The sequence below is a fragment of the Puniceicoccaceae bacterium genome, from assembly GCA_040224245.1.
Classification (GTDB): Bacteria; Verrucomicrobiota; Verrucomicrobiia; order Opitutales; family JAFGAQ01; genus JAKSBQ01.
Map to the genome: position 1 here is coordinate 67370 of JBEGIR010000073.1, position 25461 is coordinate 92830.

Consider the following 25461-nt stretch of genomic DNA (forward strand, 5'->3'; position numbering starts at 1 on the left):
CAAGTATCGGACTCAAGGCAATTTCACTTGAACCTGACAGGCCAGTTCGTTAGGCAAACCCCTAACCCTCAACGCTCATGGCCTTCAAACTCACTCCAACCGAAGCGCGCGCACTCAGCCTGCTGCTACTCATCCTCCTGCTCGCGCTGATCGGCAGTATCGTGTTCTGAACCGACCCGCTCCTTCGGCTTCACTCTCCGTCGAGCTTTCCTTTCATGTCATCCCAAGGAATATCGTTGCCCGTGCGGCAGATAAGAACCGGTTCCTTTGTTTTGACCCACACCTTGTGCTCCTTGTGAAACTTGGCAGACACCACCTCGCACGACTCTGCAATGGTTTTGACAGGATAGCGACGCCCTTTCGGAGTGACATTAAAATCGTAGGCACTGCGGGTCAGACGTTCCTCCGTCACATACGGACTGTCTTCTTCCGGTATCTGCAATACCCAACCCGTAAAGTCCTTTCCTTCGAGTTCGCCAGCGGGATCCGATATCAGCACGACAAACTGTTTCTTGACCGGAGGTGGTTTTTCTTCGGTCTCCTTCTGGATGCGCACTTCCTCCTCCAGTTCGTTGATAATGGAAGCCACCTGACGCGTATCAAATTCCCGCCGCTGAAGGATCATTTTCACCAGATCGATGTCTACTTTTGCCATGGTCGCTACTATGGCACGGAATTTCCGGCATTGCCAAGTCCTTCCTTTGTCCTGGAGTGATCACTTTAGTCACGCCAGCTTCACCAGCATCAAACGCACAGGTTTCCCATCAACACAAATCTTCTATAAACGCCTCTGTCCCATTCGGCAGGAGCACTGATTCACCCACCATGCGCCCAACCAGCTGCCGCGCGATCGGACTCTGTGCGGTGATGACCGTTACCACCTTGCCGTCCACCTCAACACTCAATCCTCCGGAAGCAGTTGATAGGAAATACCAGTTCGCCGCGTCGGCCAGTTTCAAGGAAAAAAGGGCACCTGATTCAATGCGTCGACACTGTGCCATCGCATCCCGATGGGTCGTCCAAACCTGGATTGCGTTACCGACCTCAAGCACTTGCGCCCCTTGACCAGCCGCGAGATAGGAGGCTTCAAGCCCCTGAGTGTCCCATTTGGAGTCAGCTCGTGATTCTTCGTGGGTGGCGTACTCCGCTGCCTCACGTGAAGCTCCGCGAACCAGATCGAGTTGATTCATCAATTCGGCAAGCACTGCCTCAATCACTGCATGTTTATTCATTGCTGTTCCAGCCAGAGAGAATCGAAAATCCAGTGCTTACAACTTTTCCACCTGTGTGACCACAATTTTCAGTGATCCGAATCGAAAGGATTCTCTGCCAGGCTTCGCAGCTTCATGCACGACTGTCGAGCTTCCCCCCGATTCCTTGCGGCAATACATTACCATCGGGTGAATACAGTCCGGCAACATCGGCAGTCGCCTCAATCAACTCGAGCAGCCCCTGCTTCGAAAGCTCATTCTGTTTCACCATCTTTGCAGTGACATCAAGTCGTTGAACGGCTGCCTGATGTTGCACCAGATTGATCGCGACTGCAGTAGCATCCATGCCTTGAGCATCGGCACTGCAGTGCGAAACTTAAGCGAATGTTGATTCGCCATGCCTCCAACCTGCGCAAACGCAAATCCATCAAACCGCGTCGCGCGAAAGCGGATTCAACTCAGGCAAGCTCGATCAATACTTGATGGCGCAGCCGTAGGCTGCCGTTGTGTGTGGGTCTACCGTTTTTCCGGACTGATGCGCTTTCCACGCATTCCAGACGTAGCTCTCCGCTTTCTCAATGTCGGAATGCCGCACAGAACTGATGCTGTCGATAGCACCCTGATAGATGAGAGTGCCCTGCGGGTCGATCACATACATGTGGGGAGTTGTTCGGGCCGCGTAGGCCTTGCCAATCTCACCTGACGCATCCAGCACAATGTGGGTGGCGTTCGATCCCACCGATTTCGCCTTCTCATTTGCATCTTCGGGTGACTGATATCCCTGCTTGCCCTTCGCAGAAGAAACCACGGACAGCCAGACCACACCTTCTGCCGTCATTTTCTTCTGAAGGCTTGGCATGTTGCCTGAGTCGTAGTGCTTTTTGACAAACGGACATCCATGGTTAAGCCATTCGAGCACAACATATTTGCCCTTCAAATCCGAGAGCGATACAGTTTCACCGTTTGACGTTTTTCCGGTAAAATCAGGAGCAGACTCGCCGGAAACCGGAGCCGCAACCGCAGTTGTGATCATCAATGCAATCGAAGTAAAAAGTAGGATCGTTTTTTTCATGGTATTGCTGGGTGGTTAAGCATTCGTGTCAGACAGAACGAAAAAGCTTTGAAATAGATTTCAAATTCTCCAACCATCCTTTGTTCCGATTTCCACTACCGCACTGCTGCCAAAGCGCAAAATCGCCACCAACCCACGACATGAGCCAATCCATCAACGATCTTTGGAATACGCTGCAAGGCGAAGCAAAGGCCACAGTAAAACAGGAGCCTGCACTCGCGCCGTGGCTGAACTCCCGACTACTCCGTTACACGTCCCTCTCCGAAGCCATTGCAAGTAATCTCTCTGAAAAGCTGAATTTCCTGCGCGACGAGCAAAACTATCTCTACCACGTCTTTCGCCACGCGCTCGATGAAAACGAACACATTCTCGAAAGCATCTGCGAGGATATTGTGGCAAACTTTGAGCGCGACCCCGCCTGCAAGAATCACTTCAACCCTCTGCTCAACTACAAGGGATTCAAGGCGATCACCGGATACCGCATCGCCCACTCCGTGTGGAATTCCGGCCAGCGTGAACTTGCCCTGCACCTGCAAAGCCTGATCTCCGAATTCTACGGAGTCGACATTCACCCGGCAGCCAAAATCGGAAAGGGCATCCTGCTCGATCACGCAACCGGATTTGTGGCAGGAGAAACCGCCGAAATCGGTGACAACGTCTCCATCTTCCAGGGCGTGACCCTCGGAGGGACCGGAAAGGAAGAGGGTGACCGTCACCCCAAGGTAGAGTATGGTGTGCTGATTGGAGCTGGCGCCAAAATCCTGGGCAATATCCGCATCGGTCACTGCTCCAAAATCGGTGCCAACAGTGTGGTGCTGAACGATGTTCCGCCACGATCCACGGTTGTTGGAGTTCCCGGCAAAATCATCGGCACCAGCGAGGAGATCATGCCTTCCCGCAACGTGGACCACCGCATCTGCTGAGCCATTCGCTTTTCATTCCATTCTTGTTGACAATCCAACCGAACACCCAATCTACCTGTGCATATGCCTGAACCCAGCTCAGAAATCCAAGACGTCATCATTCTCGGCAGTGGATGCGCCGGCCTGACCGCTGCCATCTACACTGGCCGCGCCAACCTGCGCCCGCTGATCATCGAAGGCAGCCAACCCGGCGGACAATTGACCACCACTTCCGAAGTGGAGAATTTTCCCGGCTTTCCCGAGGGGGTCGATGGATACCTTCTCATGGACAACCTGCGCAAGCAGGCAACGCGCTTTGACGCAACCTTCACCAACGATGTTGTGGAAAAGGTGGAACTGGACGGCGATCTCAAGGTCTTAACCTCCGCCACCAAATCTTATCGCACCCGCAGTCTGATCATTGCCACTGGAGCTTCACCCCGCCTGCTCAGCATTCCCGGAGAGAAAGAAATGTATGGGGGCAAGGGTGTCACAACCTGCGCAACCTGCGATGGCGCATTTTATCGAAACATGGATGTGGCCGTCATTGGCGGGGGTGACTCCGCCTGCGAAGAGGCCCTCTTTCTGACGCGCTTTTGCTCCAAGGTTTACCTCGTTCACCGACGTGATGAGCTGCGCGCCTCCAAGATCATGGCCGACCGGGCCACCCAGCATCCCAAGATCGAAATGGTCTGGAACACCGTGCCAACAGAGGTAATTCCCGACGACGCAGGCCTGGTCTGCGGCATCCGCACCCGGGATACCGTTTCCGGAAAAACCGGAGAGATCGCGATCAAGGGTCTGTTCATCGCCATCGGACACATTCCCAACACTGCTGCGGTAGCGACGTTGTTACCGACCGACGACCTGGGTTATCTGATTCCCGAATCGGGAAGTCAGGTTCGGACCCAAATCCCGGGAGTCTACGTCGCCGGTGACTGCGCAGATCATGTGTACCGGCAGGCAATCACTGCAGCCGGAATGGGTTGTCAAGCCGCTATCGAAGCCGAGCGCTGGCTGGCCGAACAGGAATAATTCCAACCCGACGGCGAGCACCTGACATTCCATCCCACTTCTCATCATGGCTGTCCATCGCGAAACCCTCAACCCATCGACCCGTGGGCAGGGCACGTATGAACTGACACAGGAGCTGCAGCGCATCGTCGCCAGTTCTGGCATTCAGGAAGGTCTCGTGAACATTCACTGCCATCACACCAGCTGCAGTCTTGTGCTGATGGAGAATGCCGACCCCTCGGCGCGGGATGACCTGCACGCCTTCATGCATCGGCTTGTGCCTGCAGACCTGCCTTATTTCACTCACACTTACGAAGGTCCCGATGACATGCCGAGCCACATCAAGATGGCACTGACTCGCAGCAACGAAACGCTTCCAGTTGCCGGAGGACGCGTGATGCTGGGCACATGGCAGGGCCTCTTTCTCTGGGAGCACCGGGACGCCCCACAACGTCGACAGCTCACGGTTACGGTTCTGGGAGAATCTGATCGTTGAATCCCGGTCGGCATCCCAACAATCCCGGTACCCGATGAATCATCCACCCGGCAACTCACCTGCATGTCTGGCACCCGGACAGCTCAAGGAACAGGAGAAACGTCGTGTCCGCCAACAGGAACTGCGCGAACGCTACAAGGATGTGCTGCCAGAGCTGTGCGGTGGACTGCTGGAGATTGGATGCGGACATGGACACTGGCTCACGGCCTACGCCGAGCAACATCCGGAACAGTTTTGCGTCGGGGTTGACCTGATCAACCGACGCATTCAGAAATCAACCACCAAGGCCGACAAGCGAGCGCTCCATAATATCCGTTTCATCAAGGCGGAGGCCATCGAGTGGCTCGAGGTGGTTCCCGACGGCATTGGAATTGACCGGGTGATGGTGCTTTTCCCAGATCCCTGGCCCAAAAAACGTCACCACAGACGACGCCTCATTCAAGCAGAATTCCTTGAGTTGCTGGCCGGAAAAATGGCTCCGGCTGGACAACTCTTCTTTCGCACGGATCACGAACCCTACTTTGACTGGGCACGCGAGGTCATCCACGAACACCCGCAATGGAAGCTCGACAGTGAATTCCACTGGCCACTCGAACAGAGCACCTATTTTCAGGAAATCATGGGTGCACACCAGTCCCTGTGCGCTACCGTCGTTCCACTCGCATAATTGCCTCAAACCTCAATCCTCAGCACCCATTCGTCCCTGCAAGTTCCAGAAGCCGTCCCACAGATTTTCGTGCTGCAGGATTGATTCCGCAGCCCTTCGTGCTCAGGATGAAGGTTTCCGTCGCACGCACGATATCAGACAGTCCTGACACTCTCGAACCGAATTCATTCATGAGCCTGACAAACTTCGACCAACTACTCGATGCCTACGCCAATCTCGCAATCAAGGTGGGCGTCAACATCCAACCCGGACAGCGCTTGTTGATCCGGGCGCCGATCGAATCCGCCAATTTTGTTCGAAAGATGACCGAATGCGCCTATCGCGCAGGTTCACCTCTCGTTTCCGTGCTCTACAGCGACGATCAGCTCACCCTGAAGCGTTTTGAGAATGCGCCAACTGGCAGTTTTGAAACTTTCCCAGAGTGGGAGGCCGACGCGATGGTTGCCTGTGCAAAGCGCGGTGATGCCTTTATCAAGGTCGCTGCCACCGACCCCGACCTGCTCAAGGATCAAAATCAGGATGATGTGGCCAGTGCAATCCGCTCCGCTCAGCGCCACATGGCTGAATACATGCAGTATCCGATGAGCGATGCCGTACCGTGGTTGGTGATTTCAGTCCCGGTCGCGCCGTGGGCAACCAAGGTGTTTCCCGAACTGGACGAAGCATCCGCCATCGACCGTCTCTGGGAGGCGATGTTCAAAGCCTGCCGCGTCGATCAGCCCAATCCTGTCGATGCGTGGCGGCGCCACATCGCCGAACTCAAGGTGCGCTCGGATTACCTGAATGCAAAGGCCTATGACCGCCTGCACTATCGCGGAAACGGCACGGATATCGTGCTCGGACTACCCAGAGGACACATTTGGAAATCGGGTCAGAGCGTGGCCAAATCAGGAGTCACATTTGTCGCCAACCTTCCAACTGAAGAGGTGTTCACGATGGGGGACCGCAATCGTGCGGATGGGGTGGTGAAATCCTCCAAACCCCTCAGCTACAGCGGGAACATCATCGACGACTTCACGCTCCGCTTCGAGAAGGGACGCGTTGTCGAGGCCACCGCCAAAAAGGGACAGGATACGTTGCGCAAGTTGGTTGAAACCGACGAAGGTTCCGCCCGGCTTGGTGAAATTGCCCTCGTGCCGCACCGCTCACCCATTTCGGATTCGGGCATTCTGTACTACAATACGCTCTTTGATGAAAACGCTGCCAGCCACTTGGCACTGGGTCGCGCGTACCGCTTCAATCTCAAGGGCGGCAAGGAAATGTCGGATGCCGCATTTACCGAGGCAGGTGGCAACGACAGTCTGGTGCATGTCGATTTCATGATTGGGAATGAGACGCTGGATATCGACGGCATCCTGATGGATGGTGCGGTGGAACCCGTGATGCGTGCAGGCGCCTGGGCATTCTGAATTTTTTCTAATAACGCCCAGAAGCATTTGAAATCAGAACGCTCTTGCGTTCGTTTGCGTAACTGAAACATCACATCGCCGGGTCACGGCATTTGTTAACTCGAAATCCACTACCATATGAAACTTACCCTTATCAAACCCTCTGCCCTCTTGATCGCAGTTGCTGCATTTGCGATTTCCGCTGCCACTGCAAGTGCTTGCGAAGCCAGTAAGGTCGCCAAGGCTGAAGGTTGCTCGGCAGCCAAGGTAACCGAAGTTGCCAAAGCTGAAAAATGCGCCTCAACTAAAGTAGCAAAAGCCGGTGACTGCGCGTCAACTGATGTTGCCAAGGCAAGTGCTTGCGCAAAGACTGAGGTAGCCAAGGCTGGAGATTGTGCAAAAGCGTGCGCAAAGACCGAAGTAGCGAAGGCTGAAGACTGCGCAAAAGCCTGTGCATCCACTGAAGTTGCGAAGGCCAGTGATTGTGCAAAGTCCGAAGTTGCCAAGGCTGAAAAAGCAAAGCCGGCATGCTGCGGAGCCGCAGTGACTGAAGTCGCTGAAGCAGACGCAAAGAGCGCCAAGAAAGCAGGATGCTGCAGCTCGAAGAGCAAGCAGGCCAGTGATGCCTGAGTCCTGTGACGGACCACATTGATTTTTGGATCAATTCCCAAAACACCCTTCAATCCGAAGGGTGTTTTTTTGTGTTCACATCCTTCTGCTGCATCAAAGCCCCGGGAGACAGGGCAGTTCATGCCCGCGCAGACATCCATTCAACCCAGCAATAGTGGTCATCACGTGTCCGCGTATGCCCAAAGCCTGGGCAGCAGCAATATTCTCGGACTTGTCATCGATGAACAGCACACTGCTCGCTTCGTCGACCTTCAAGGTCTGCAAACAACGCTCGTAGATACGGTGCTCCGGTTTCACCATTCCCCAGTCACAGGAAAAACAGTACGTGTCAAAACAGGTGTAGCCGCGATCCATCAGCATCGCAACAGAGGGCTTTTCCGTGTTCGACAGGACAGCGGTACGAATGCCGTTCTGTTGCAGAATCTGTGCGATGTGAAGCACTTCCGGTCGTTCCTCATAGCTGTGCTCAAAGGCCTGCCGCCAGAGACTTCCTCCAAAAGACTCCAGACTCATCGACGTTGGTGCACCAGCCCGGTGCCAGAATTCCAATTCCTCAAGCTCTCCCTTCTGAAAGGCCACCATCGCATTCCCCTCAAATGCATCCGGTGCAATGCCCGGGATGTGCTGACGGACATGGTTCAAAATGCCTTCGACCGGATTTTCAATAATGACTCCACCCCAATCAAACAATACCGTCTGGACAGGAGTGGATGAGGATGTGCGGGCTTGATGCATGACAACAAATCCCGATCAGATTCAAAACAGACTGGAAGCACAAGGTCATATTCGCTAGAGTTCCCACAATCCGTGAATCGCGATGCAAGCTCGCCCTGACAGTGATGAAAAACTGTCCATCCGGGAGAACGATTTCAACCTACACCATCATGTTGCTTCAACTCAGCGGCGTCACCCTGAAGCGGGGGATCACTATTCTCAACAACATCCACTGGGCTATGGAGTCCGGTCAAAACTGGGTGGTACTCGGCAGTAATGGATCTGGGAAAACTTCTTTGCTCAATGTGCTGCTGGGCTTTGAGCAACCCACATCCGGACGCTTCATGCTGTTGGGTAAACCCTTCGGAACCACTCCCTGGCACGACATTCGCAAACAGGTTGGTGTCGTCAGCATGACACTCAGCCAGCGGATTCAGGCCGATCAGCTCGCCCAGAATGTGGTCATCGCCGGAAAACAGGCACAACTGAACACGTGGACTTCGGTTTTGGAAAAGGAACTCGATGAGGCGAGGCGTTGGCTCTATCTGGTGGGCATCGAACACCTGGCCGAACGGCCATGGGGTGTGCTCTCCCAGGGAGAACGTCAGCGCCTGATGATCGCGCGTGCACTGATCGCACAACCCAAACTGCTCATCCTCGATGAACCCTGTGCTGGTCTGGATCCCGTCGCCCGCGAAACTTTTCTCGATTTCATGCAGGATACGCTGACAGCCGAATTTCGCATTCCCACGGTTCTGATCACGCACCATGTCGAGGAGATCATGCCGATGTTTACTCACGTGCTGCTGATGAAATCCGGGCAGGTCCTCGACCGCGGATCCAAAACACAGGTTCTGACAAGCCAAAAACTGTCCAATACCTTTGGTGCCAATGTCACATTGCGAAACCATCACCATCGCTACACGCTGGAATTTCCATTCACGCGCAGTGACTCCTCCACCAGTTCAACCCATTCTCCATCGAGCGATCCAGGATCCGGCAGACCACTCAATGCCTGAACGGAGTCAGTCCGCCGCTTCAATGAGCGTAAAAGACTGGCAGCCTTCAGATTTGCCATTGACCAGAATCTCCAGCAAATGCTCTCCGCTGTAGTAGGTGCGCGTCGTCACCGGAGCAAAGGAGTGACTGCGCTGAAAGGAAACCACTCCGCCAGGTTCAAGCTCGCAGGTTGTTCCTTTGAACACCTTGGCACGTCGCTCACCATTGGCCTTCACATAGTGAATGGCATAGTCGATCACGAGTCTCTGGGAAACCGCTGCAATCGACTGTATCGTGGTCTCAAAGCGTAGCTTCTGCCCCATGGACACCGGATTCGGTTCCACCCGAATCGCAGTCATTTCGATTTTCGCGGGGTGAAAACCGAGTACCGCGAGCGCCCGTGCATTTCCCTTTTTTACCAGCGTGCGAAGGGCATGCCGGATCAATCGCTGACGCTGGATATCCGCATCCACCCACCAACGCTCCGCAATTCGACAGACCAGCTCAGGGTGATCCTTTGCGATGTCATTGAGATGATTGGCCACAGATCGTCGCACGTATTCACTCGGGTCATCCTTGAGGGATTCCAGAAAGGGAAGCATCGGTGATGGGTCGGCAATGAAGCGCTTGAGCTGCAACCCCCACGGCAGACGGGGGCGCGCGCCTTCGCTGACCAATCGCCGCACATGAGGGGATGGATCCTTCACCCAGCGTTGCAGGATGCGAAGGGTCTGCAACGGGAAAGCATCCAGGAAGGGGCGGATGCCAAACTCCGAGGTCAGACGTGAGGTCATTGCTTTGAGCAGATCCAAGGACACTTCCAGGTGGTCGAGTCCGTTGCGGCCCACATATTCCTGAAGTGCCATCACTGCCCAGCCCGTGATTCCCTCCACTTCGCCCCCGTTGACTTCCGCATCAAGCGGTGGTCCCAAACTTGCACCTATTCCCCGGGCAGCCACTTCAAAGTCCTCGGGCAGGGTGGCTTCCATTGCAACGACAATTTGCATGCAGCGATCCTTCAGTTCACGCTGTTCGATCTGATCACAGGCAATGCTGACAAATCGCTCCCTTTCAAATCCAGGAAAGTGACGCGCAAATTGCACGGACATTGATTCAATCAGCTCAGGGTGGATGTTGTTCTTGAAAGGTTCGGCCATGGTTTTCCGTCGATACAAACGCTATTTATAGTGAAATAATGTTCATGCACAACTGAATTTTTGATGCCCCATGACAACTGTGCCGACAGAGACAAGATCGCAGCTCCATCCCATCAGAGTCCGCTCGGATCAATGACAAGTTTCCACTCCGGTTCCTTTAGGGTTCCCGTGAGTTGCATTTCAAACATATGGGCAAAGGGACGAAGTATCAGAGCCAATCCCGCCACCACAGGGAACTTGACCTCCCCCAACGGGTAAGCTTTCAGCCTGAAATCGAGGCTTCCGTCCTCCAGATCAACCACTCCCTTCGACCGCACCCGGCTTGAAGGACCCGTCAACTCCAGATCCTCAAAAATGATGCGCTTGCCTTCCACCCGCAGCGGTGAGCTTGCTTCTTTCAACGAAAACGAACCCACGCTCAACTCCGCATTGGAAAAGGCTTTGGAAATCCCTCCAAAAAGGTGAACCCGATGGATCAACGGATCATTCAGGTCAAACTCCCCCCATGCCTGAAGTCCATCGAGTGAATCCGCTGGAGAACTTCCGGCCAGGCGAACATTCATGAAACTTCGCCCTTCCGGCACATTGCCGATCATGGTGGACCCCACACTGGATTGCGAGCTTTCAGCAGGTTCGCCATTCACCGCTGCAATCCCTTGGGCAGCAATTTCTTCAGATCCATTCTGTTCCAGCTCAGCCTCTTCCTGCAGGCCTTCCACCTTACTTAGGGCAGCCCGAAAATCGAAGTCCCGCAAATCCACGGCAAAATCAACTTGCCGAACCCCTCCTTCTTCATATCCGACAAAGAATGCATTGCCCCGCCCTCCCGCAAAGCGAAGGTCCACCGGATGGATTTCCACCCGATCCTGCTGCTTGTGGACAAATGCATCTGCACCATCAATCTCAAATCCGTAAAACCATGTCGGACGCCGAACCTGCACCCGAAGCTTCAGGGAATCCAGATGCCGATATTCCGGGAATGCCTCTTTGACCAACACTCCGTGCAGCCACACATCGGCAACGGTATCGGGGCGGGTATTTTCCACCAGTGGCTGCAGATCATCTCCCACCAGCGGAGCCACTCGATGCAGGGGCAGATTGGTGTAGAGGTCGAGATGCTCGGAAAGCATATTGCTATCGAGCGGATCATAAACGATGCTCACATCGCCCGAGGCAACTCCATCCGGAGTCTTGACCACGAGATCCAGCAACTGAAGATAGCGAGCAACGGAGTTGAGTCGTACCTGGCCCCGCTCAATATCCAGTCCTTTGTAGTCTAGGTGTTCGAACCCCAACATGCCATGGACAAAGCGTTGGCCAGGATCGGACTCCAGTCCCCAGATATCCAAATCCACCTGAACCGGATGCTCGCGAAAGTCAAAGTCCTCCCAGGCCGCACTCCACCAGGATCGGAACATCGGATTCAGATCCGTCGGAATGCCCTGTCCAAAAATGCGATAACGGTAGGGTCCGTAACCCAGCGTTTTGTCCAGGCTGCCGCTCAGGGTGTATCCTGAGCGCTGACCGACAAACTGATCGAGTACGATGCGTTGCTGCGTCCCGTCCCATCTCCCCCAGGTTCGGCCATATTCGAAGTTAACTCCCTTGGCCAGAATGGATGTACCAACCGCACGAAACTCAATCGGACTGAGGTGCTGCCACTCGCGAATTTCAAAACTGGCCCGCAGATGGGGAATATCCTCAAATCCAAATAGCGAAAATCCCTGCATGGCCTCCGTCCATGTAGCCGCCATGTGCAGGGCGTCAAAATCGCCGGATACCTGAACGCCCATCCATTCCTGTGGGATATCGTAAGCTGCCTCGATCGCTGTCGATTCTCCTGCAAACCCCATTGTTGCGGCAATCTCGCCCTGCCCCGTGCGTTCCGGCCAAATTGTAGCCTCCAGAAAATCCAACTCCTGCCCTCGGAAGGAGAGTTTTGCAGCCTGAAGACCCACTTCGTCGGGTAGTAGTGAAAAAAACCCATCCCGCAAATAGGTAAACGCGAGGGTCAATTCATCCATCTGAAGCTCCTGTTCGTAGCGCACCGACTGGATTTCTCCCCTCAATTTGTCTTCCACGACAATCGCATCCTCCCAGACGATGCGTCCTTCCAGAAATACTCCTTGAGTGTTGACACGATCCAGAATGCGGGCTGACGCCGCATATAGGCTAAGGGCAGCTGAAGGTGTTACCTGCGGATCCGGGTCAGAATCAAATGAAAGGGTCAGCAGTGCCTTTTCTGCATGTTCAAATGCATCGTACAGATAACGCAGTTCCCGCAGTTTCTGAAACACCACTTCAGTTGGAAATTCAACTGCTCCGGGTTTGGTTCGTTGATCCTGGAACCACGCAAACCGAAGGCGCAAAACATTACGAGACGCAAGCGTCAACCGTGAGAGCTTCGCCTTGAGTGATTCCAGCTCAATGCCTTCCCCGTCCACGTGAAAGCGAAGCGTGAGATCCTTGATCAACTGAAGATTTTCGGAAGCGGGTAGAAAAGGGTCGGGATAATACACCACTGCGTTCGAAAGCAAGCCCACCGCCGACTCACTCTTGCCCATTTCAAGCGTTGGCTCAGATGGAACCACAAGCAGGTTGCCAACCGTCATTAGTGGACACCTGCACTCCTCAGAATGCAGCTCAAGGTCAAGGATTTCCAAGCCTTTTCCAGGATAGTAGCGTACGCTGCCCAACTCCACGGATAGTGAAGATGGTATTTTCCGATCCAGCATATACTCCACAAACCAGCTGGGAATTTCCCAATATCCACGGTAAGTCAGCGCGAGCAACAGCAGCGTCTGCCCCCCCAGCAGCAACAGCAGCATACTTTCCAGCAGACATTTGAACCCTCTTGCACACATAACTTCAGCACACGCTTCGAGTAGAAACCAACGTTGGCTTGTCGTGACACTGGTCCCCCTCCGCCGTCTGCTCTGACTTCATTGCTGGCCAATCATTCAATTTCCCCAACTTCTTCGGGCATCGGATTTGCCGATTCCCTGGCCTGCTCCGGATTCACTTCCATCTCTGCAGGCTCCTCCGATACCGAATCTTCATCGCTCGGAGTTACAGGGGGTGCCCACTCTTCTGGCAACTCCGTGACGAACAACAGCGGATGCAATACATCCACAAGCGACTGAGGAAGTTTCACAACCAGATCCTGCTCAGCAATCCAGGCGTATTGTTCGCTTCCACTCAGGCGACGGGTGAGCCATATACTCGACGCAGGATCAGCACTCACATCACTCCAAAGTTTCATTTCAAACGCCAGTTTCATCTCAACGCCCCCATAGTGCAGTATGCCGTCTGACACGCTCGCATCGAGAAATCCATCCGCTCTAAAATGCCTTAACATCACCTGCAGTGCTGCGATCACACCCTCTGCATCTTCACCGGACAGGGGCTGAATCGCAGTTTCCTGCAAAGCCTGCACCGAGCGCAAATCCGTGACGTGACCAGTCTGGCGATTCAGAATCTCCGCAGCAGCCAGCGATTCGCCTCCGGGAAGCAGCTCAATGGAACGGTTGCGGTAGTGGAGCGGATCCAGACGCAGCCGCGACAACACCTCGTTTGCAACCAAATATACACTGTTGCTTGCGGCTAGTTTCGCATAGCTCCTCTGGGGTTGTTCTGCAGCTGCACCGATCAGCAGACGCTGGGTCTGATCCCCTTCCAGCGATACCGTCAATGAGGGTTCCGCTAAGCCATAGGTATCGAGGTCGCTGGTACTCGGATCGTCGTTCACAAACTCCAGTGCGATCAGATCGTTCAGTTCTGTAAGGATCTCAACCACCGTCGGCCCATCGGCGAGAAAGTCCACCAGATCTACTGTCGACGGACCCGCGTAGATGCGCCACTGGTCATTCTCGAGACGCAGCAAGCGCAGCGTCCTCGGTTCCTGCGATCCAGAAACAAGCTCCACCTTGGAAATGGCAGCGGGTTTCAGATTCAGAAAGTGCCGCTCTCTCAAGCTCGACTGGGAAGTGCGCCACCAGTCAATCTCAGCACGCGGGAGCAAAAAGGTGGTAGCGGCACCTTCAAAACGTGCGAGGTAAAGGGCTGGGTGAGCCTCTCCATTGACCAGATAACGACTGACCAACAGTGTCGAGTTGCGCCGGTTTCCAATGACTTCGAAACGCGCAATCGCATTGAAATGCGTGACTTCCTGCTGTTGCACACCTTCACCAGGCACCAGCGTTGAAGCATCGACCTCATGATTCACCAGGCGGTGAATGGCTCCCTGTACACGCTCCGTATTTGCCTCGGCAAAAAAGGGAGTATCCATGACCCACCCGGATTCATCCCTTGTGAAACGCCGCCGGCTGCCGTCGTCCGTGAATTCAACCAACAGGGAGCGCACTTCAAACACAGGAATCGAAAAGAGACTGCTCGAGCGCAGATCTGATAACTCTATCAGAAAGGGCTGGACCAGACTGGAACGCACGACCCAGATCTCCTGCCGATCCGGCCCCAGCAGGTAGAGCTGGTCATTGATCTCGACCGGAGCCCCAAAGGAAAAAGTGCGAACCTCGTCGCCATAGTCCAGATGCACAACTAAATGGGGGTCTTCCAGTCCAAAATCCGCAAGACTCTGCTGTCGGCTCTGAATATCACTGACCGGGAATCGCACACTCACTTCCGCCGCTTCCATCTGACTGATCATGCTGCGTACTGCAAATGCATTGGCATCCCATTGCACGGGTTCCTGGATGCGCCACCGCCCCTGTTCGAGGATGAGATGATAGGGTCGCTCCAGCGTCTGTCCGTCAACCCGGATCCCCACGACTTCTGACATTGGCCGATTCAGTATGCCCGCTTCTGCCGACCCCATCCGTGTACGCAGATCAAATGGAGATTCCTGTCGAAGCAGGAAAAAAAAGACGACGGCATTCAATACGACCAGAAGTAACGTAGTTCTCAATTTCATAACAGGACAGCACTCATCGGCGGATGACTCTCACCAACAACCCAACCAGTGCAAATGCAACTGGAAACCCGAAGAGGGCAAACAGAAGCGTCTGCAAATCCGCCTCGCTCAATGTCAGTCGATAGTTGGCGATGCGCTGAGGGGGAATGCTCAGCAGGTGATTTCGCTGGAGACACCAATTGAGAGAATTGGACATGACGACCCGATTGCCATACAGGCGAAACAGGTTGTTCGACAGCATGCTTGCATCTCCAAAGACCAGCAGTTTGCCACCTTTCAGTTTCAAGCCCAGGCTCTCACCTCCACTGCGTTCGGCCACAACACCAACCGGAACAGGTCCACGCACGTCCCGTTCATTCGAAAAGACGGGCACGCTCTCCGTGCGGAAGTCCATCTCGATCCAGCTGGTCTCCGAGGTCCCGATCAATGCAGTTCGCCGGACTCCGGCAATGCGTGGACCTGCGGGATCCATGCGCACCGGTCGGGGGCGGCTGCTGTAAACATAGAGTTGATTGTCAATCAGGGGTTGGGTGATCGCATGCTCCGCAAAGCGCCGGAGAATCAGGTTACCCGAGGAGGTCTGATAGTCGGGTCCCGGATCCATGATCACCCCATCCTCCAGCATCACTCCCCAATCGTGAAACAGCTCGTCGAGGTTGTGTTTGCGAAAGGGTTCCAGAAAAACCATCAGACTGCCGTTGGTCTTTTCAAGATACAGTCGCAACTTTTCAACGTCCACTGGGTCAAATTCTGCCTGCGGAGCGGCAATCACCAACACATCCACCCACTCGGGGATGCGATCATAACGACTCAGGTCAAGTGTCCCGATCTCGATACGGCGTTGCCTTGCATAGGTTGCCAGTTCCGACAGTCCCCGGGCGGGATCAACATCGCGGATCGCCATCTCTCCATGGCCGACCGTGAAAAAAACTCGTTTTTCGACCGGATCGCTCACATCCAGTAACGCGCCCGTGAGCATCTGCTCCCCTTGAAATAACAACTGTCCTGACCCACCGTCAGTCTGGTAGAGATCCCGGATCGGAAGCACCCTGCGGTGATCCCCCGATTCAATCAGAATCAGGTTACCTTCCTCAAATTCGAACCGCTGTTTGAGCTGTAGCAATCGCTCCCGGTCGCGGTAGAGGTCCACCACTTGCAAGGTCAAGAGATCTTTTCCAAGGCGCTTGGAGGTGTGCACGTAGGATTCAAGCAGTGCCGTCACGTCATCTTCCGCAATGGCTCCATTGGGCAATTGCAGTGCGTCGTCCATCAACAGATAGATCCCGATGGAGGCATCCATTTTTTCCAGGTGGGCAATGGATTCGGGAGACAGGGAATTGCTCAGTTTGGGCGTGATGTCCCAGCGCACACTGAACTTCAGCGCAAACAGATTGACTCCGATGATGAAGGTGATCAGCAGGAAGGAATGAATCAGGCGGTTGAGGAAGTCCAGTTTTCGGGACAACCGAAATTCGTCAAATTGATGATGTGCGGGCATGATGACGTCTCTCAGATTCTCCGCTCCACCACAAACGACGCAAGCGTCAGCAAGCCGATCATGGAACTGAAATAATACACAAATGGCCGAAGATCCAGCAGTCCCCGGGCAAACAACTCATAGTGTTCAAACGTCTGCATGTAGTCCACAAGTGACATCAGGTTCACCAGAGCGAGATTGGTGCTCCAGGGGATTTCCGCAAAGAGTCGGCCACTGATCATCACGATAAAGACACCCGTGAAAGTCAGCATTCCTGCTACCAGCTGACTGCGGGTCAGGCTGCTGCAAAGGATGCCAATCGATACAAAACAGGCCCCACTGAGCAGGATGAACAGCATGCATCCCATCGTCGAGGAACGATCCCATAGCGGGGAACCCATGCTTTCCGGCGAAAGCAGACGTTCCGCAATCCACGGAAAGGCCAGGGTAACACACCACAGCACCACATAGATGGAGTATGAAGCAATGAATTTGCTCAAGACCATCTGCATCGCCGTGATCGGAGTGGTCATCAGGGATTCCAGTGTGCCCAACCGACGCTCTTCGGCGATGCTGCGCATCGTCAGCAGTGGAATCACAAACAAATTGGGAATCCAGAACACCCGATAAAAGGAGACAATGGGAATTTCGTGTTTCACTGCCTCAGCATAATCCTTGAGAATGACCCAGAAGAACAGAATCATGGGGATCAGAAAAACCACTCCCGCAACGTAGGTGGATGACGATAACCACTGTTGCTTGATATCGTTTTTGACTAGGACCAGGGTTTTACTCACTTATGGGTGGGTGTTCGAAATGAAAGGAATCACAGTAACCCGCGCGCGGCGCGCATGTCACGGTGCCGACTATACGCGACCCATTAAACCACGATCAAATCTTTTCTTGTGCGCAGGCCGCCCCGCTGGTCGCACGGTCTTGCCATGAGTACAGCCCTCCACTTTCGCATCCTGGGTTCGAGCAGTGCAGGTAACTGCGGCCTGCTGACCACGCCTCATACCCGGATTCTCATCGATGCCGGATTTTCCGGCAGGAGAATCTGTGAAATGCTGTCCCAGCAGGGTCTCTCCATTATGGATATCGATGCAATCTTCCTTACCCATGAGCACTCGGACCACAGTCAGGGGTTTCGGGGCCTGTGCAAACAGTCCCACCTCACCTGGATCTGCAACCGTGATACGCACGGTGCGATCTCCCATCCCACCAAGGAGCGCGCACGCTGGTCGCATTTTGAAACCGGCAGTCGCTTCCTGTTCAAAGATCTCGAAGTCGAGGCCTTTTCGATTCCCCACGACGCATCAGATCCCGTCGGTTACCTGTTTTCCTGGGGAGGGCATGACTTGTTTTCACCCTACCGCTCCATTGCCTGGGTTCTGGACCTCGGCTACGTCACTACACTGGTCAGGGAAAAGATTCAGGGCGCGGATACCCTCGTCATCGAGGCAAACTACGACAACGAACTGCTGGAACTCGACTCCAAGCGCCCCTGGTCGGTCAAGCAACGCATTCAAAGCCGCCATGGACACCTGTCAAATCAGGCCGTGCTCGAGCTGCTCGCCTCCCTGCAGTCATCCCGGGTCAGAGAGGTGCACCTCGCCCACGTCAGTCGCGACTGCAATACCATTGAAGCGATCCGACGCACGCTCGCACCCCTTTTTGCCGATGCCTCACTCCCCTTCTCTCTTCAGGTATTCAACCCGAGCACGCATCAGAGTGAACCCCTGACAATGCCACATTCCCTTCTGTAGTCCGTGCGGAAATCGTGCACTGGGATGATCGGATATTTGACAGCACGGTTTCCACTCGCTAGGAGCAAATTCAGGGTGAGGGGGTTCGCCGGAAATCGATGCAGCTTTCCAAGGGTTGCGAACCGCGCCTGACAACGATTCCACACAACCGAATGCCACAAAACTACCAACACACAAAGATCGTCTTCACGCTCGGACCCGCAACCGACGATGAAGCAGTCCTCCAGAAGCTGATTTCCGAAGGAGTCAATGTCTGCCGATTCAACATGGCCCACGCCACCCATGAGGGAATCCGGGAGTCGATCAAGCGGATTCGCCGAGCCTCCCAGCACAGCGGGCGACAAATCGCCCTGCTCATGGATGTGAAGGGGCCGGAGATCCGCACTGGAGAACTCGAGTCACCGATTGATCTCAAGGAGGGAGATTCCCTCGATATTGTTCTCAACGCGGAACGCAGCTCAAAGAGCAAGATCCCACAGGTCAGTGTCAACTACCCACGGTTGATCACGGACCTGAAGGTCGGTGATGAGGTGATCGTTGACAGCGGACTGATTCGCCTGCAGGTCACGGAAAAGGAGTCCACCCACATCCGCTGCAAGGTTCTCATCCCCGGTGTGCTGGGCAATCGCCGCCACATCAATCTTCCGGGAGTGCATGTGGACCTGCCCAGTCTCACGCACAAGGACAAACGCGACATCCTCTTCGGCATCGAACAGGGTTTTGACTTCTTTGCACTTTCCTTTGTGAGGGAAGCTGAGGATATTGAGCTGCTGCGACGCTTTCTCACCGACAACGGCTCCCGCGCGCGCATCATCGCCAAAATTGAGGACCAAAGCGCGATCCGGAACCTCGAGGCCATTGTCAAGGCCAGTGATGGACTCATGGTCGCCCGCGGTGATCTCGGGGTGGAGTGTCCGTTTGAGGAATTACCAGTCATTCAGAAACGCGCGATCAAGCTCTGCATCGCAAATTTCAAACCGGCTATCGTGGCCACGCACATGCTGGAATCCATGATTTCCGCACCGATCCCCACACGCGCAGAGGTCACCGATGTCTCGAATGCTGTGCTCGAGCGGGCGGACTGCGTGATGCTCTCAGGAGAAACCACCGTCGGAAAGTATCCGGTCGAATGCATTCGGGTGCTCAACCGCATCGTGCGGCGCGCTGAACAGGAAATCCGTAGCAAGCCTGCCGACTCTGTCGTGCTGGACACTCCAGCGGAAAAGATGCTGCGTTCCGCAGCAAGTCTCGCCCAGGAAATCGAAAACAGTGGTCTCGTGGTCTTCACGCGTGGTATGCGCTACCCGCTGTTGCTCTCGGCCCTGCGCTCAAGCAAAATTCCAATCTATGCGTTCACCGATGACGAGGCACTCTACCGGCAAATGCAGTTGGTCTGGGGCATCAATCCCTTCTTTACAACGTACACCCAGGACCGGGAGGAGAGCATCCAGAATGCGCTGCATTCTCTCAAAACCAAGGGTTGGGTGAAATCAGGTGACCGCGTGGTCGTGATCACCAATGTGCTTGCCAGAACCAAAGTGGTGGAGAGCATTCAACTCCGTCGTCTCGAATAACCATGAATTTTTCCCCAGATCTTCCGACTTTCCTGCAGCTGAGCAAGCAGTGCAACCTCATCCCCGTGCACTGTGATTTCTACGGTGATACCGAAACTCCGGTCACCTGCTACGCCAAGTTGCGAGGCAATGGACCTTCCTTCATGCTGGAGTCTGTGGTCGGTGGAGAATCCATCGGCCGCTATACCTTTCTGGGTACCCAGCCCCGCATGGAAATCCGCACCTATCCGGATCACACGGAAGTGCGTCATGATGGCGGTATGACGGAATCCCACGCCCACACGGGAGATCCGCTCGCCTATCTGGAACACTATCTGGCCGGGATTCGAACCCCGTCACACCCCGCAGACGCCCCGCTGTTCACTGGTGGTGCCGTAGGCTATGTGGGCTACGAATACATTCACTTTGTGGAACCCACGGTGCCCATGCCCGAGCATCGTGAGATCGATACGCCACTGGCCTACTTTCTGATCACCGATACGGTCGTCTGCTTTGACCACGCTCGCCAGAAGCTGAGCATTTATTCCAATGCTCTGATTGACGGGGATGCCGAGGCCGCCTACCAGCGAGCCTGTGATGCGATCATGCGCGTGCACGAGCGTTTGAGCGCACCGCTGGAAAGTCCGCTCACTCCGATTCAGGCCATCTCTGGTGAAACGCTCGAACCCCAGAGCAATTTCACTCCGGAGCGCTATCGCGATGCGGTGGGCAGGATCAAGCAATACATCACTGAAGGGGATGCCTTCCAAACCGTGCTGTCCCAACGCTTCGAAGCCGAATACCCGCTCACTGCGCTCGATCTCTACCGCTCCCTTCGCAATGTCAACCCGTCACCCTACATGACGCTGCTCGAGTGTGAGGACTTTGGCATCGTCAGCGCCTCTCCCGAGGTGCATGTGAAGGTGCAGGATGGCAAGGTGGAGATTCGTCCCATCGCTGGCACCCGACCGCGCGGTGCCACCGTGAAGGAGGATTTGGCGCTCGAATCCGAGCTGCTCGCCGATACCAAGGAGAAGGCCGAACACCTCATGCTCGTGGATCTCGCGCGCAATGATATCGGCAGGGTCTGCAAAGTCGGCAGCATTGAGATTCCCCACTTCATGATCATTGAGCGCTACTCACATGTCATGCACATTGTTTCTCAGGTAGTGGGTGAACTCGACAGTGGCAAAAATGCCTTTGACCTGCTCCGGGCCACCTTTCCCGCCGGAACCATCAGCGGCGCACCCAAGGTACGCGCCATGCAGATTATCTCCGAACTGGAGCAGACTCAGCGCGGTGTGTACTCCGGCGCGCTCGGCTATTTTTCCTTTGACGGCACCCACGACTCGGCCATTGCGATTCGCACTGCCCTCCTCAAAGACAGTAAGGTCTATTTCCAGGCAGGGGCAGGCATTGTTGCGGATTCTGATCCACAGAAGGAATACGAGGAAACGGTCAACAAAGCAATGGGAATGCTCAGAGCGGTGCAACAATCCCTTGCCCTCGTTCGTTAAAACCCAACACCCACCACGTTAGGGCTTGCCCCTGGCTAGAAAACCATCTAGGTCAATAGTCGGAGTCATTGCCCGTCTTTATCATTCCTTCCGAAAACCAAATCGCAGCTGGGCAACTCATTATGTCAAGGAAACAGGAATCCTCACCCACTTTCGGTGATCCCACCAACGGCTCCTCCAAGTTGAAGGGTTCTGCATTTTCCAAAGTATCCGACCAGGAGGCCAACAAGCTTTCCAAGCGCATCCGCGTCAATCGCTCCGTCACTTCCGATGATGAAGCTGCAGATCTGCGGGACATTCCCTACTCCGAAAAGAGTTCGATCAAGCTCTACCTACAGGAAATCGGAAAGACACCACTGCTCACGCACAAGCAGGAAATTGAACTCGCCGAGCGCATTCGCAAGGGCGACAAGGAGGCACGCGACCAAATGATCGCCGCCAACCTGCGTCTGGTCGTAAAAATCGCCTACGACTACAATAACTTTGGCCTTCCGCTGCTCGACCTCATCAGCGAGGGCAACATCGGGCTGATCAAGGCAGTCGAGCGCTTTGACCCCGCCAAGGGTGGCAAGCTCAGTACGTATGCAGCCTGGTGGATCAAGCAGTCGATCAAACGCGCCCTGGCCAACCAGGGAAAGACGATCCGTCTACCAGTGCACCTTGTCGACAAGATCGCAAACATGCGAAAGATCACGATGCGCCTCTCCGAAGAATTGGGCCGCGACCCCAGCGACGACGAGATCGCCATGGAGATGGGCATTCCAGTCAACAAGGTCGCTCACCTCAAAAGCGTGAGCGTGCGCCCGGCCTCGCTCGATGCCCCCATCGGAGATGGAGACGATACCGAGTTTGGTGACATTGTCGGTGACGAAAACGCGATCAATCCCTTTGACAACCTGCGCAGCAAGTCCCTGCTCAACGACATGGCCAACATGCTGGATTCGCTCGAACCGCGCGAGGCCGAAATCATTCGCCTGCGCTACGGTCTCGACGGCGACAAACCCCGCACCCTTGAGGAGGTGGGCCAGGAGTTTAACATCACTCGTGAGCGGGTACGCCAACTGCAAAACATGGCTATCAGCCGCATGCGCAAGATCATGACGTCCAATGAGAGACAGCGCAGTGCCGAAGAGGTCAAACAGGAAGAACTTGAGCGCAAGCGCATGGAGGTGATCAAGGAGTTCTACGAAGCCAAACAGGGAGCATCGGACCAACCGATTTCCGGCTCGGACTGATCCACCACCCCACAACCGCAAATTTTTTATCACAGCTCAGGTTTCCCAACCTGGGCTGTTTTTGTTTTTGCCCACTGCGTCCAGCATTTGGTTGCGGAACCCGAGTCAAATCACTAAACCGACACACAGACGATATGAATCCAACGATCGCACAACAACTGCGGGAAGACCCCGCCCTGCAACAGTGCATGCAGCAAATGCTCAATGCCCTTGCCGCTCATCAGGAGCGCATCACGGGCATCCGACAGGCAGATCCCGAGCGCAGGCAGAGCTACGCACAGGCGTTGCAGCGCTTCCAGGATCAGCGCGGGGGCGCTCTGATTTATCCCTACATCGGTTCCGGTATCGGCAAGGGGGCACTGGTGGAACTCGAGGATGGCAGTGTGAAATACGACTTCATCTGCGGTATTGGGGTATACCAGTTTGGGCACAACCACCCCGACTTGGTCAGGGCCGCACTTTATGGAGCACTTCAGGACACGCTGATCCAGGGCAATGTGCAGCAAAACGTCAACTCACTTGAACTCACGGATCTCATGCTCGCCATGGCCAATCAGGATCAGCCCGTGTTCGACCACTGCTTCCTGAGCAGCTCCGGTGTGATGGCAGGGGAAAATGCGCTTAAGATCACCTTTCAAAAGAAATTTCCCGCCAATCGCATCTTCGCGTTCAAGCGCTGCTTCGCGGGCCGCACGCTCGCCTTTTCTCAGATCAACGACAAGGCTGTTGGTCGCGCCGGGCTGCCGGATGCGTTTCCGGTCGATCACCTGCCATACTACGATCCCGCCGATCCCGAGGGCAGCACCACCGCCACGCTCAAGGCCATGCAGACCCTCATTGAGGCCTATCCGGGCAAGCACGCAGCGCTCATGATCGAACTCGTGCAGGGTGAGGGCGGATTCTATCCCGGTGACCGTGAATTCTTTCGCAGGGTGATGGAGCTGTGCCGGCAGCACGGCATCGCCGTGCTCGTCGATGAGATCCAGACTTTTGCGCGCCTGTCCCGTCCGTTTGCATTCCAGTACTACGGCTTGCACGATCTGGTCGATGTGGTCTGGATCGGCAAGGCCTCCCAGGTGTGCGCCACCCTCTTCAAGAAGGAGTTCGCCCCCAAGCCCGGACTGCTCGGGCAAACCTACACCGCCGCCGCTTCCTGTATCGAGGGGTCCATCCAGATTCTCAAATCGCTGCGCGATGGGGGCTACTTTGGAGATGAGGGCAAGATTGAGCGGCTGTCGAACTACATTCAGAAACGTCTGGCCGACTTTGCTGCGGAAACGGGTCTGATCGAAGGTCCCTTTGGCATCGGCTCCATGATCTGTTTTACACCTCTCGGTGGAGACCAGGCCAAGGTGAACGCCTTCACGCAAACCCTGTTTGAGCGTGGCGTCATCAGTCTGACCGCAGGCAGCCACCCGACCAAGTGCCGCTTCCTGCTGCCCTATCCGGTCATCGATACCGCCGAGATCGACGCGGTCTTGGAGATCGTGTTCGCGACCCTGCAAGAGCTACAGCGAGAGACTTGAACGATACAAGATCCTTCATCACGTAGCTCCTCGTAGGGCTGGTGCGTGTCGCCAGCCGCGACGACGACGGTTCCCCCACACGAAGCCCCTTCCCTTCGATTATTCCAGCACCTCGAAAAAATCGACACCCGTCGGGTTGATGCTCAGCTCCACATCCCCCAATACGATTACCGGTAGCTTCATGTCTGAAACTGAGTCCAGCAGGGCCTCGAGTCGTTGGGTGCGAAATCCGTTCTCATCAAAGAACTGATCCGCAAACATGAAGTAAAACCAGCGTGTGGGTTCGGTTTCCAGTGCTGCCATTTTGGAGAGGTGAAAGGTGTGGAATTCCGTCGAGTTCCGCGATTCCATGAGTCCGAATCCCTCACTGTAAAGCCGAGTGATGTTGAGCCGAAAACACGGGAAAGGTTGTCCCTCGATCTCATACCCTTTTTGGATCGGGGATCTGCTCGCTGATTCATCCCCAGCGACAAATGCGTCGTGAAGTTCGGTTAGGTACTGATCATACTGCGCACGACTCACATTCGCGATGATCGCCAGATCATACGACTGCAAACGCTGTTCCACCTCGGAGAGCGACTCATCCGGCGCCAGCACGTAGGGTTCTTTTTTGATGCGAAGTTCCTGTCCGCCAGCAAGGGTAGCGGCAGATAGAATTGCGAGGAGGAGGGCAAATGTGAATCTCATGGGTTCTGATGATCGTCGGATTCGGGAGCATTCTCTTCGGGAAGATCAAAAAAATCCTGTCGTAGTCTCTTTTCTTCCTTTTCACCCGAGATAGGAAGTTGACCAACAGGATAATAACTCAACCATACCCCCCATTCCAACTGCCTCGACATCGTCTGACCGCTGTGAGCAATCGAAGAAGATGAAGCAAGGCTTTGCGTACGCGTTGTATCCGGTGGAACGATCTCGGATATCGTTTGCACAACAGTTCCTTTAAATCTTATGGTCGTCTCCAGTCGATAGGGCTGGTTGGATGTATTGGCAAACCGAACTTGGACCGAAACAGTCCCTGTCGCTGACCCACCCCAAGGAATTTCACCCGAAGATTGGGATCCGGATACCTCAAACTGCTCCGGTTTTGGCTGACTTTGTGCACTACCGTAGAACGCCAGAAGTAGCCATACAGGAAGAAGGAGGAAAGGATTGAGAGGTGTTCCGTTCATTGCTGTTTTGGTGAAGTCAAGATGAGAACACCCTGTCA

24 protein-coding genes are annotated in these 25461 nt (G+C 54.8%); 11 read left to right on the forward strand and 13 right to left on the reverse strand.

Annotation, left to right across the window (positions count from 1 at the left end):
* Positions 1-190: 190 nt before the first annotated feature.
* The 4 genes from ABQ298_12410 to ABQ298_12425 form a co-directional block, all read right to left on the reverse strand.
* Positions 191-655 carry a hypothetical protein gene (locus ABQ298_12410; protein MEQ9825177.1) on the reverse strand — a complete coding sequence of 155 codons (465 nt, stop codon included), beginning with the start codon at positions 653-655 and terminating at the stop codon, positions 191-193.
* A gap of 109 nt (positions 656-764) precedes the next feature.
* Positions 765-1232 (reverse strand): transcription elongation factor GreAB, encoded by a 468-nt coding sequence (locus tag ABQ298_12415; GenBank protein MEQ9825178.1) that lies wholly within the window; start codon positions 1230-1232, stop codon positions 765-767.
* 112 nt (positions 1233-1344) lie between these two features.
* The gene (locus tag ABQ298_12420) at positions 1345-1557 is read right to left on the reverse strand and encodes a hypothetical protein (protein ID MEQ9825179.1); all 213 of its coding nucleotides are present in this window, start codon (positions 1555-1557) and stop codon (positions 1345-1347) included.
* A gap of 126 nt (positions 1558-1683) precedes the next feature.
* Complete coding sequence (locus tag ABQ298_12425; protein MEQ9825180.1) at positions 1684-2283, reverse strand: redoxin domain-containing protein; 600 nt, start codon at positions 2281-2283, stop codon at positions 1684-1686.
* 140 nt (positions 2284-2423) lie between these two features.
* On the opposite strand from ABQ298_12425, the gene cysE reads away from it, so the two are divergent.
* From cysE to ABQ298_12450, 5 genes are all read left to right on the forward strand, one after another.
* Complete coding sequence (cysE, locus tag ABQ298_12430) at positions 2424-3206, forward strand: serine O-acetyltransferase (GenBank protein ID MEQ9825181.1); 783 nt, start codon at positions 2424-2426, stop codon at positions 3204-3206.
* Positions 3207-3269: 63 nt separating this feature from the next.
* Positions 3270-4220, forward strand: a complete 951-nt coding sequence (gene trxB / locus ABQ298_12435) for a thioredoxin-disulfide reductase (protein ID MEQ9825182.1) — start codon at positions 3270-3272, stop codon at positions 4218-4220.
* Between the two features lie 46 nt (positions 4221-4266).
* On the forward strand, positions 4267-4695 hold the full coding sequence (locus ABQ298_12440) for a secondary thiamine-phosphate synthase enzyme YjbQ (GenBank protein ID MEQ9825183.1): 429 nt from the start codon (positions 4267-4269) through the stop codon (positions 4693-4695).
* Positions 4696-4729: 34 nt separating this feature from the next.
* Positions 4730-5362, forward strand: a complete 633-nt coding sequence (trmB, locus tag ABQ298_12445) for a tRNA (guanosine(46)-N7)-methyltransferase TrmB (protein MEQ9825184.1) — start codon at positions 4730-4732, stop codon at positions 5360-5362.
* A 170-nt stretch (positions 5363-5532) separates the two neighbouring features.
* Positions 5533-6771 (forward strand): aminopeptidase, encoded by a 1239-nt coding sequence (locus tag ABQ298_12450; GenBank protein MEQ9825185.1) that lies wholly within the window; start codon positions 5533-5535, stop codon positions 6769-6771.
* 110 nt (positions 6772-6881) lie between these two features.
* On the opposite strand, the gene ABQ298_12455 is transcribed toward ABQ298_12450, so the two are convergent.
* Positions 6882-7502, reverse strand: a complete 621-nt coding sequence (locus tag ABQ298_12455) for a hypothetical protein (GenBank protein ID MEQ9825186.1) — start codon at positions 7500-7502, stop codon at positions 6882-6884.
* Positions 7474-8115 carry an HAD family phosphatase gene (locus ABQ298_12460; GenBank protein ID MEQ9825187.1) on the reverse strand — a complete coding sequence of 214 codons (642 nt, stop codon included), beginning with the start codon at positions 8113-8115 and terminating at the stop codon, positions 7474-7476. The genes ABQ298_12455 and ABQ298_12460 overlap by 29 nt, the downstream gene beginning before the upstream one ends.
* Before the next feature lie 104 nt (positions 8116-8219).
* Between ABQ298_12460 and ABQ298_12465 the strand changes: the two genes are divergently transcribed.
* Entirely contained in the window at positions 8220-9113 is an 894-nt protein-coding gene (locus tag ABQ298_12465) for an ATP-binding cassette domain-containing protein (GenBank protein MEQ9825188.1), read from the forward strand.
* Positions 9114-9119: 6 nt separating this feature from the next.
* Here the strand turns inward: ABQ298_12465 and ABQ298_12470 are convergent, their stop codons facing one another.
* From ABQ298_12470 to ABQ298_12490, 5 genes are all read right to left on the reverse strand, one after another.
* The gene (locus ABQ298_12470) at positions 9120-10250 is read right to left on the reverse strand and encodes a DNA alkylation repair protein (protein MEQ9825189.1); all 1131 of its coding nucleotides are present in this window, start codon (positions 10248-10250) and stop codon (positions 9120-9122) included.
* A 113-nt stretch (positions 10251-10363) separates the two neighbouring features.
* A complete protein-coding gene (locus tag ABQ298_12475; protein MEQ9825190.1) occupies positions 10364-13078 on the reverse strand; it encodes an AsmA-like C-terminal region-containing protein in 2715 nt (904 codons plus the stop codon).
* Positions 13079-13206: 128 nt separating this feature from the next.
* Complete coding sequence (locus ABQ298_12480) at positions 13207-15180, reverse strand: DUF4340 domain-containing protein (protein ID MEQ9825191.1); 1974 nt, start codon at positions 15178-15180, stop codon at positions 13207-13209.
* Between the two features lie 13 nt (positions 15181-15193).
* Positions 15194-16678: a GldG family protein gene (locus ABQ298_12485; GenBank protein MEQ9825192.1), complete on the reverse strand. Its 1485-nt coding sequence runs from the start codon at positions 16676-16678 to the stop codon at positions 15194-15196.
* Between the two features lie 11 nt (positions 16679-16689).
* Positions 16690-17454 (reverse strand): ABC transporter permease subunit, encoded by a 765-nt coding sequence (locus tag ABQ298_12490; GenBank protein ID MEQ9825193.1) that lies wholly within the window; start codon positions 17452-17454, stop codon positions 16690-16692.
* Positions 17455-17598: 144 nt separating this feature from the next.
* On the opposite strand from ABQ298_12490, the gene ABQ298_12495 reads away from it, so the two are divergent.
* From ABQ298_12495 to ABQ298_12515, 5 genes are all read left to right on the forward strand, one after another.
* Positions 17599-18423 carry an MBL fold metallo-hydrolase gene (locus ABQ298_12495; GenBank protein ID MEQ9825194.1) on the forward strand — a complete coding sequence of 275 codons (825 nt, stop codon included), beginning with the start codon at positions 17599-17601 and terminating at the stop codon, positions 18421-18423.
* Between the two features lie 152 nt (positions 18424-18575).
* A complete protein-coding gene (gene pyk, locus ABQ298_12500) occupies positions 18576-19997 on the forward strand; it encodes a pyruvate kinase (protein MEQ9825195.1) in 1422 nt (473 codons plus the stop codon).
* A 2-nt stretch (positions 19998-19999) separates the two neighbouring features.
* Positions 20000-21493 carry an anthranilate synthase component I gene (trpE, locus tag ABQ298_12505; protein ID MEQ9825196.1) on the forward strand — a complete coding sequence of 498 codons (1494 nt, stop codon included), beginning with the start codon at positions 20000-20002 and terminating at the stop codon, positions 21491-21493.
* A 122-nt stretch (positions 21494-21615) separates the two neighbouring features.
* Positions 21616-22728 carry a sigma-70 family RNA polymerase sigma factor gene (locus tag ABQ298_12510; protein ID MEQ9825197.1) on the forward strand — a complete coding sequence of 371 codons (1113 nt, stop codon included), beginning with the start codon at positions 21616-21618 and terminating at the stop codon, positions 22726-22728.
* 134 nt (positions 22729-22862) lie between these two features.
* Positions 22863-24254 (forward strand): aminotransferase class III-fold pyridoxal phosphate-dependent enzyme, encoded by a 1392-nt coding sequence (locus tag ABQ298_12515; GenBank protein MEQ9825198.1) that lies wholly within the window; start codon positions 22863-22865, stop codon positions 24252-24254.
* Between the two features lie 99 nt (positions 24255-24353).
* Here the strand turns inward: ABQ298_12515 and ABQ298_12520 are convergent, their stop codons facing one another.
* Both ABQ298_12520 and ABQ298_12525 read right to left on the reverse strand, forming a co-directional pair.
* Complete coding sequence (locus ABQ298_12520; GenBank protein MEQ9825199.1) at positions 24354-24941, reverse strand: hypothetical protein; 588 nt, start codon at positions 24939-24941, stop codon at positions 24354-24356.
* The gene (locus ABQ298_12525; protein ID MEQ9825200.1) at positions 24938-25423 is read right to left on the reverse strand and encodes a hypothetical protein; all 486 of its coding nucleotides are present in this window, start codon (positions 25421-25423) and stop codon (positions 24938-24940) included. The genes ABQ298_12520 and ABQ298_12525 overlap by 4 nt, the downstream gene beginning before the upstream one ends.
* Between the last annotated feature and the right edge of the window lie 38 nt (positions 25424-25461).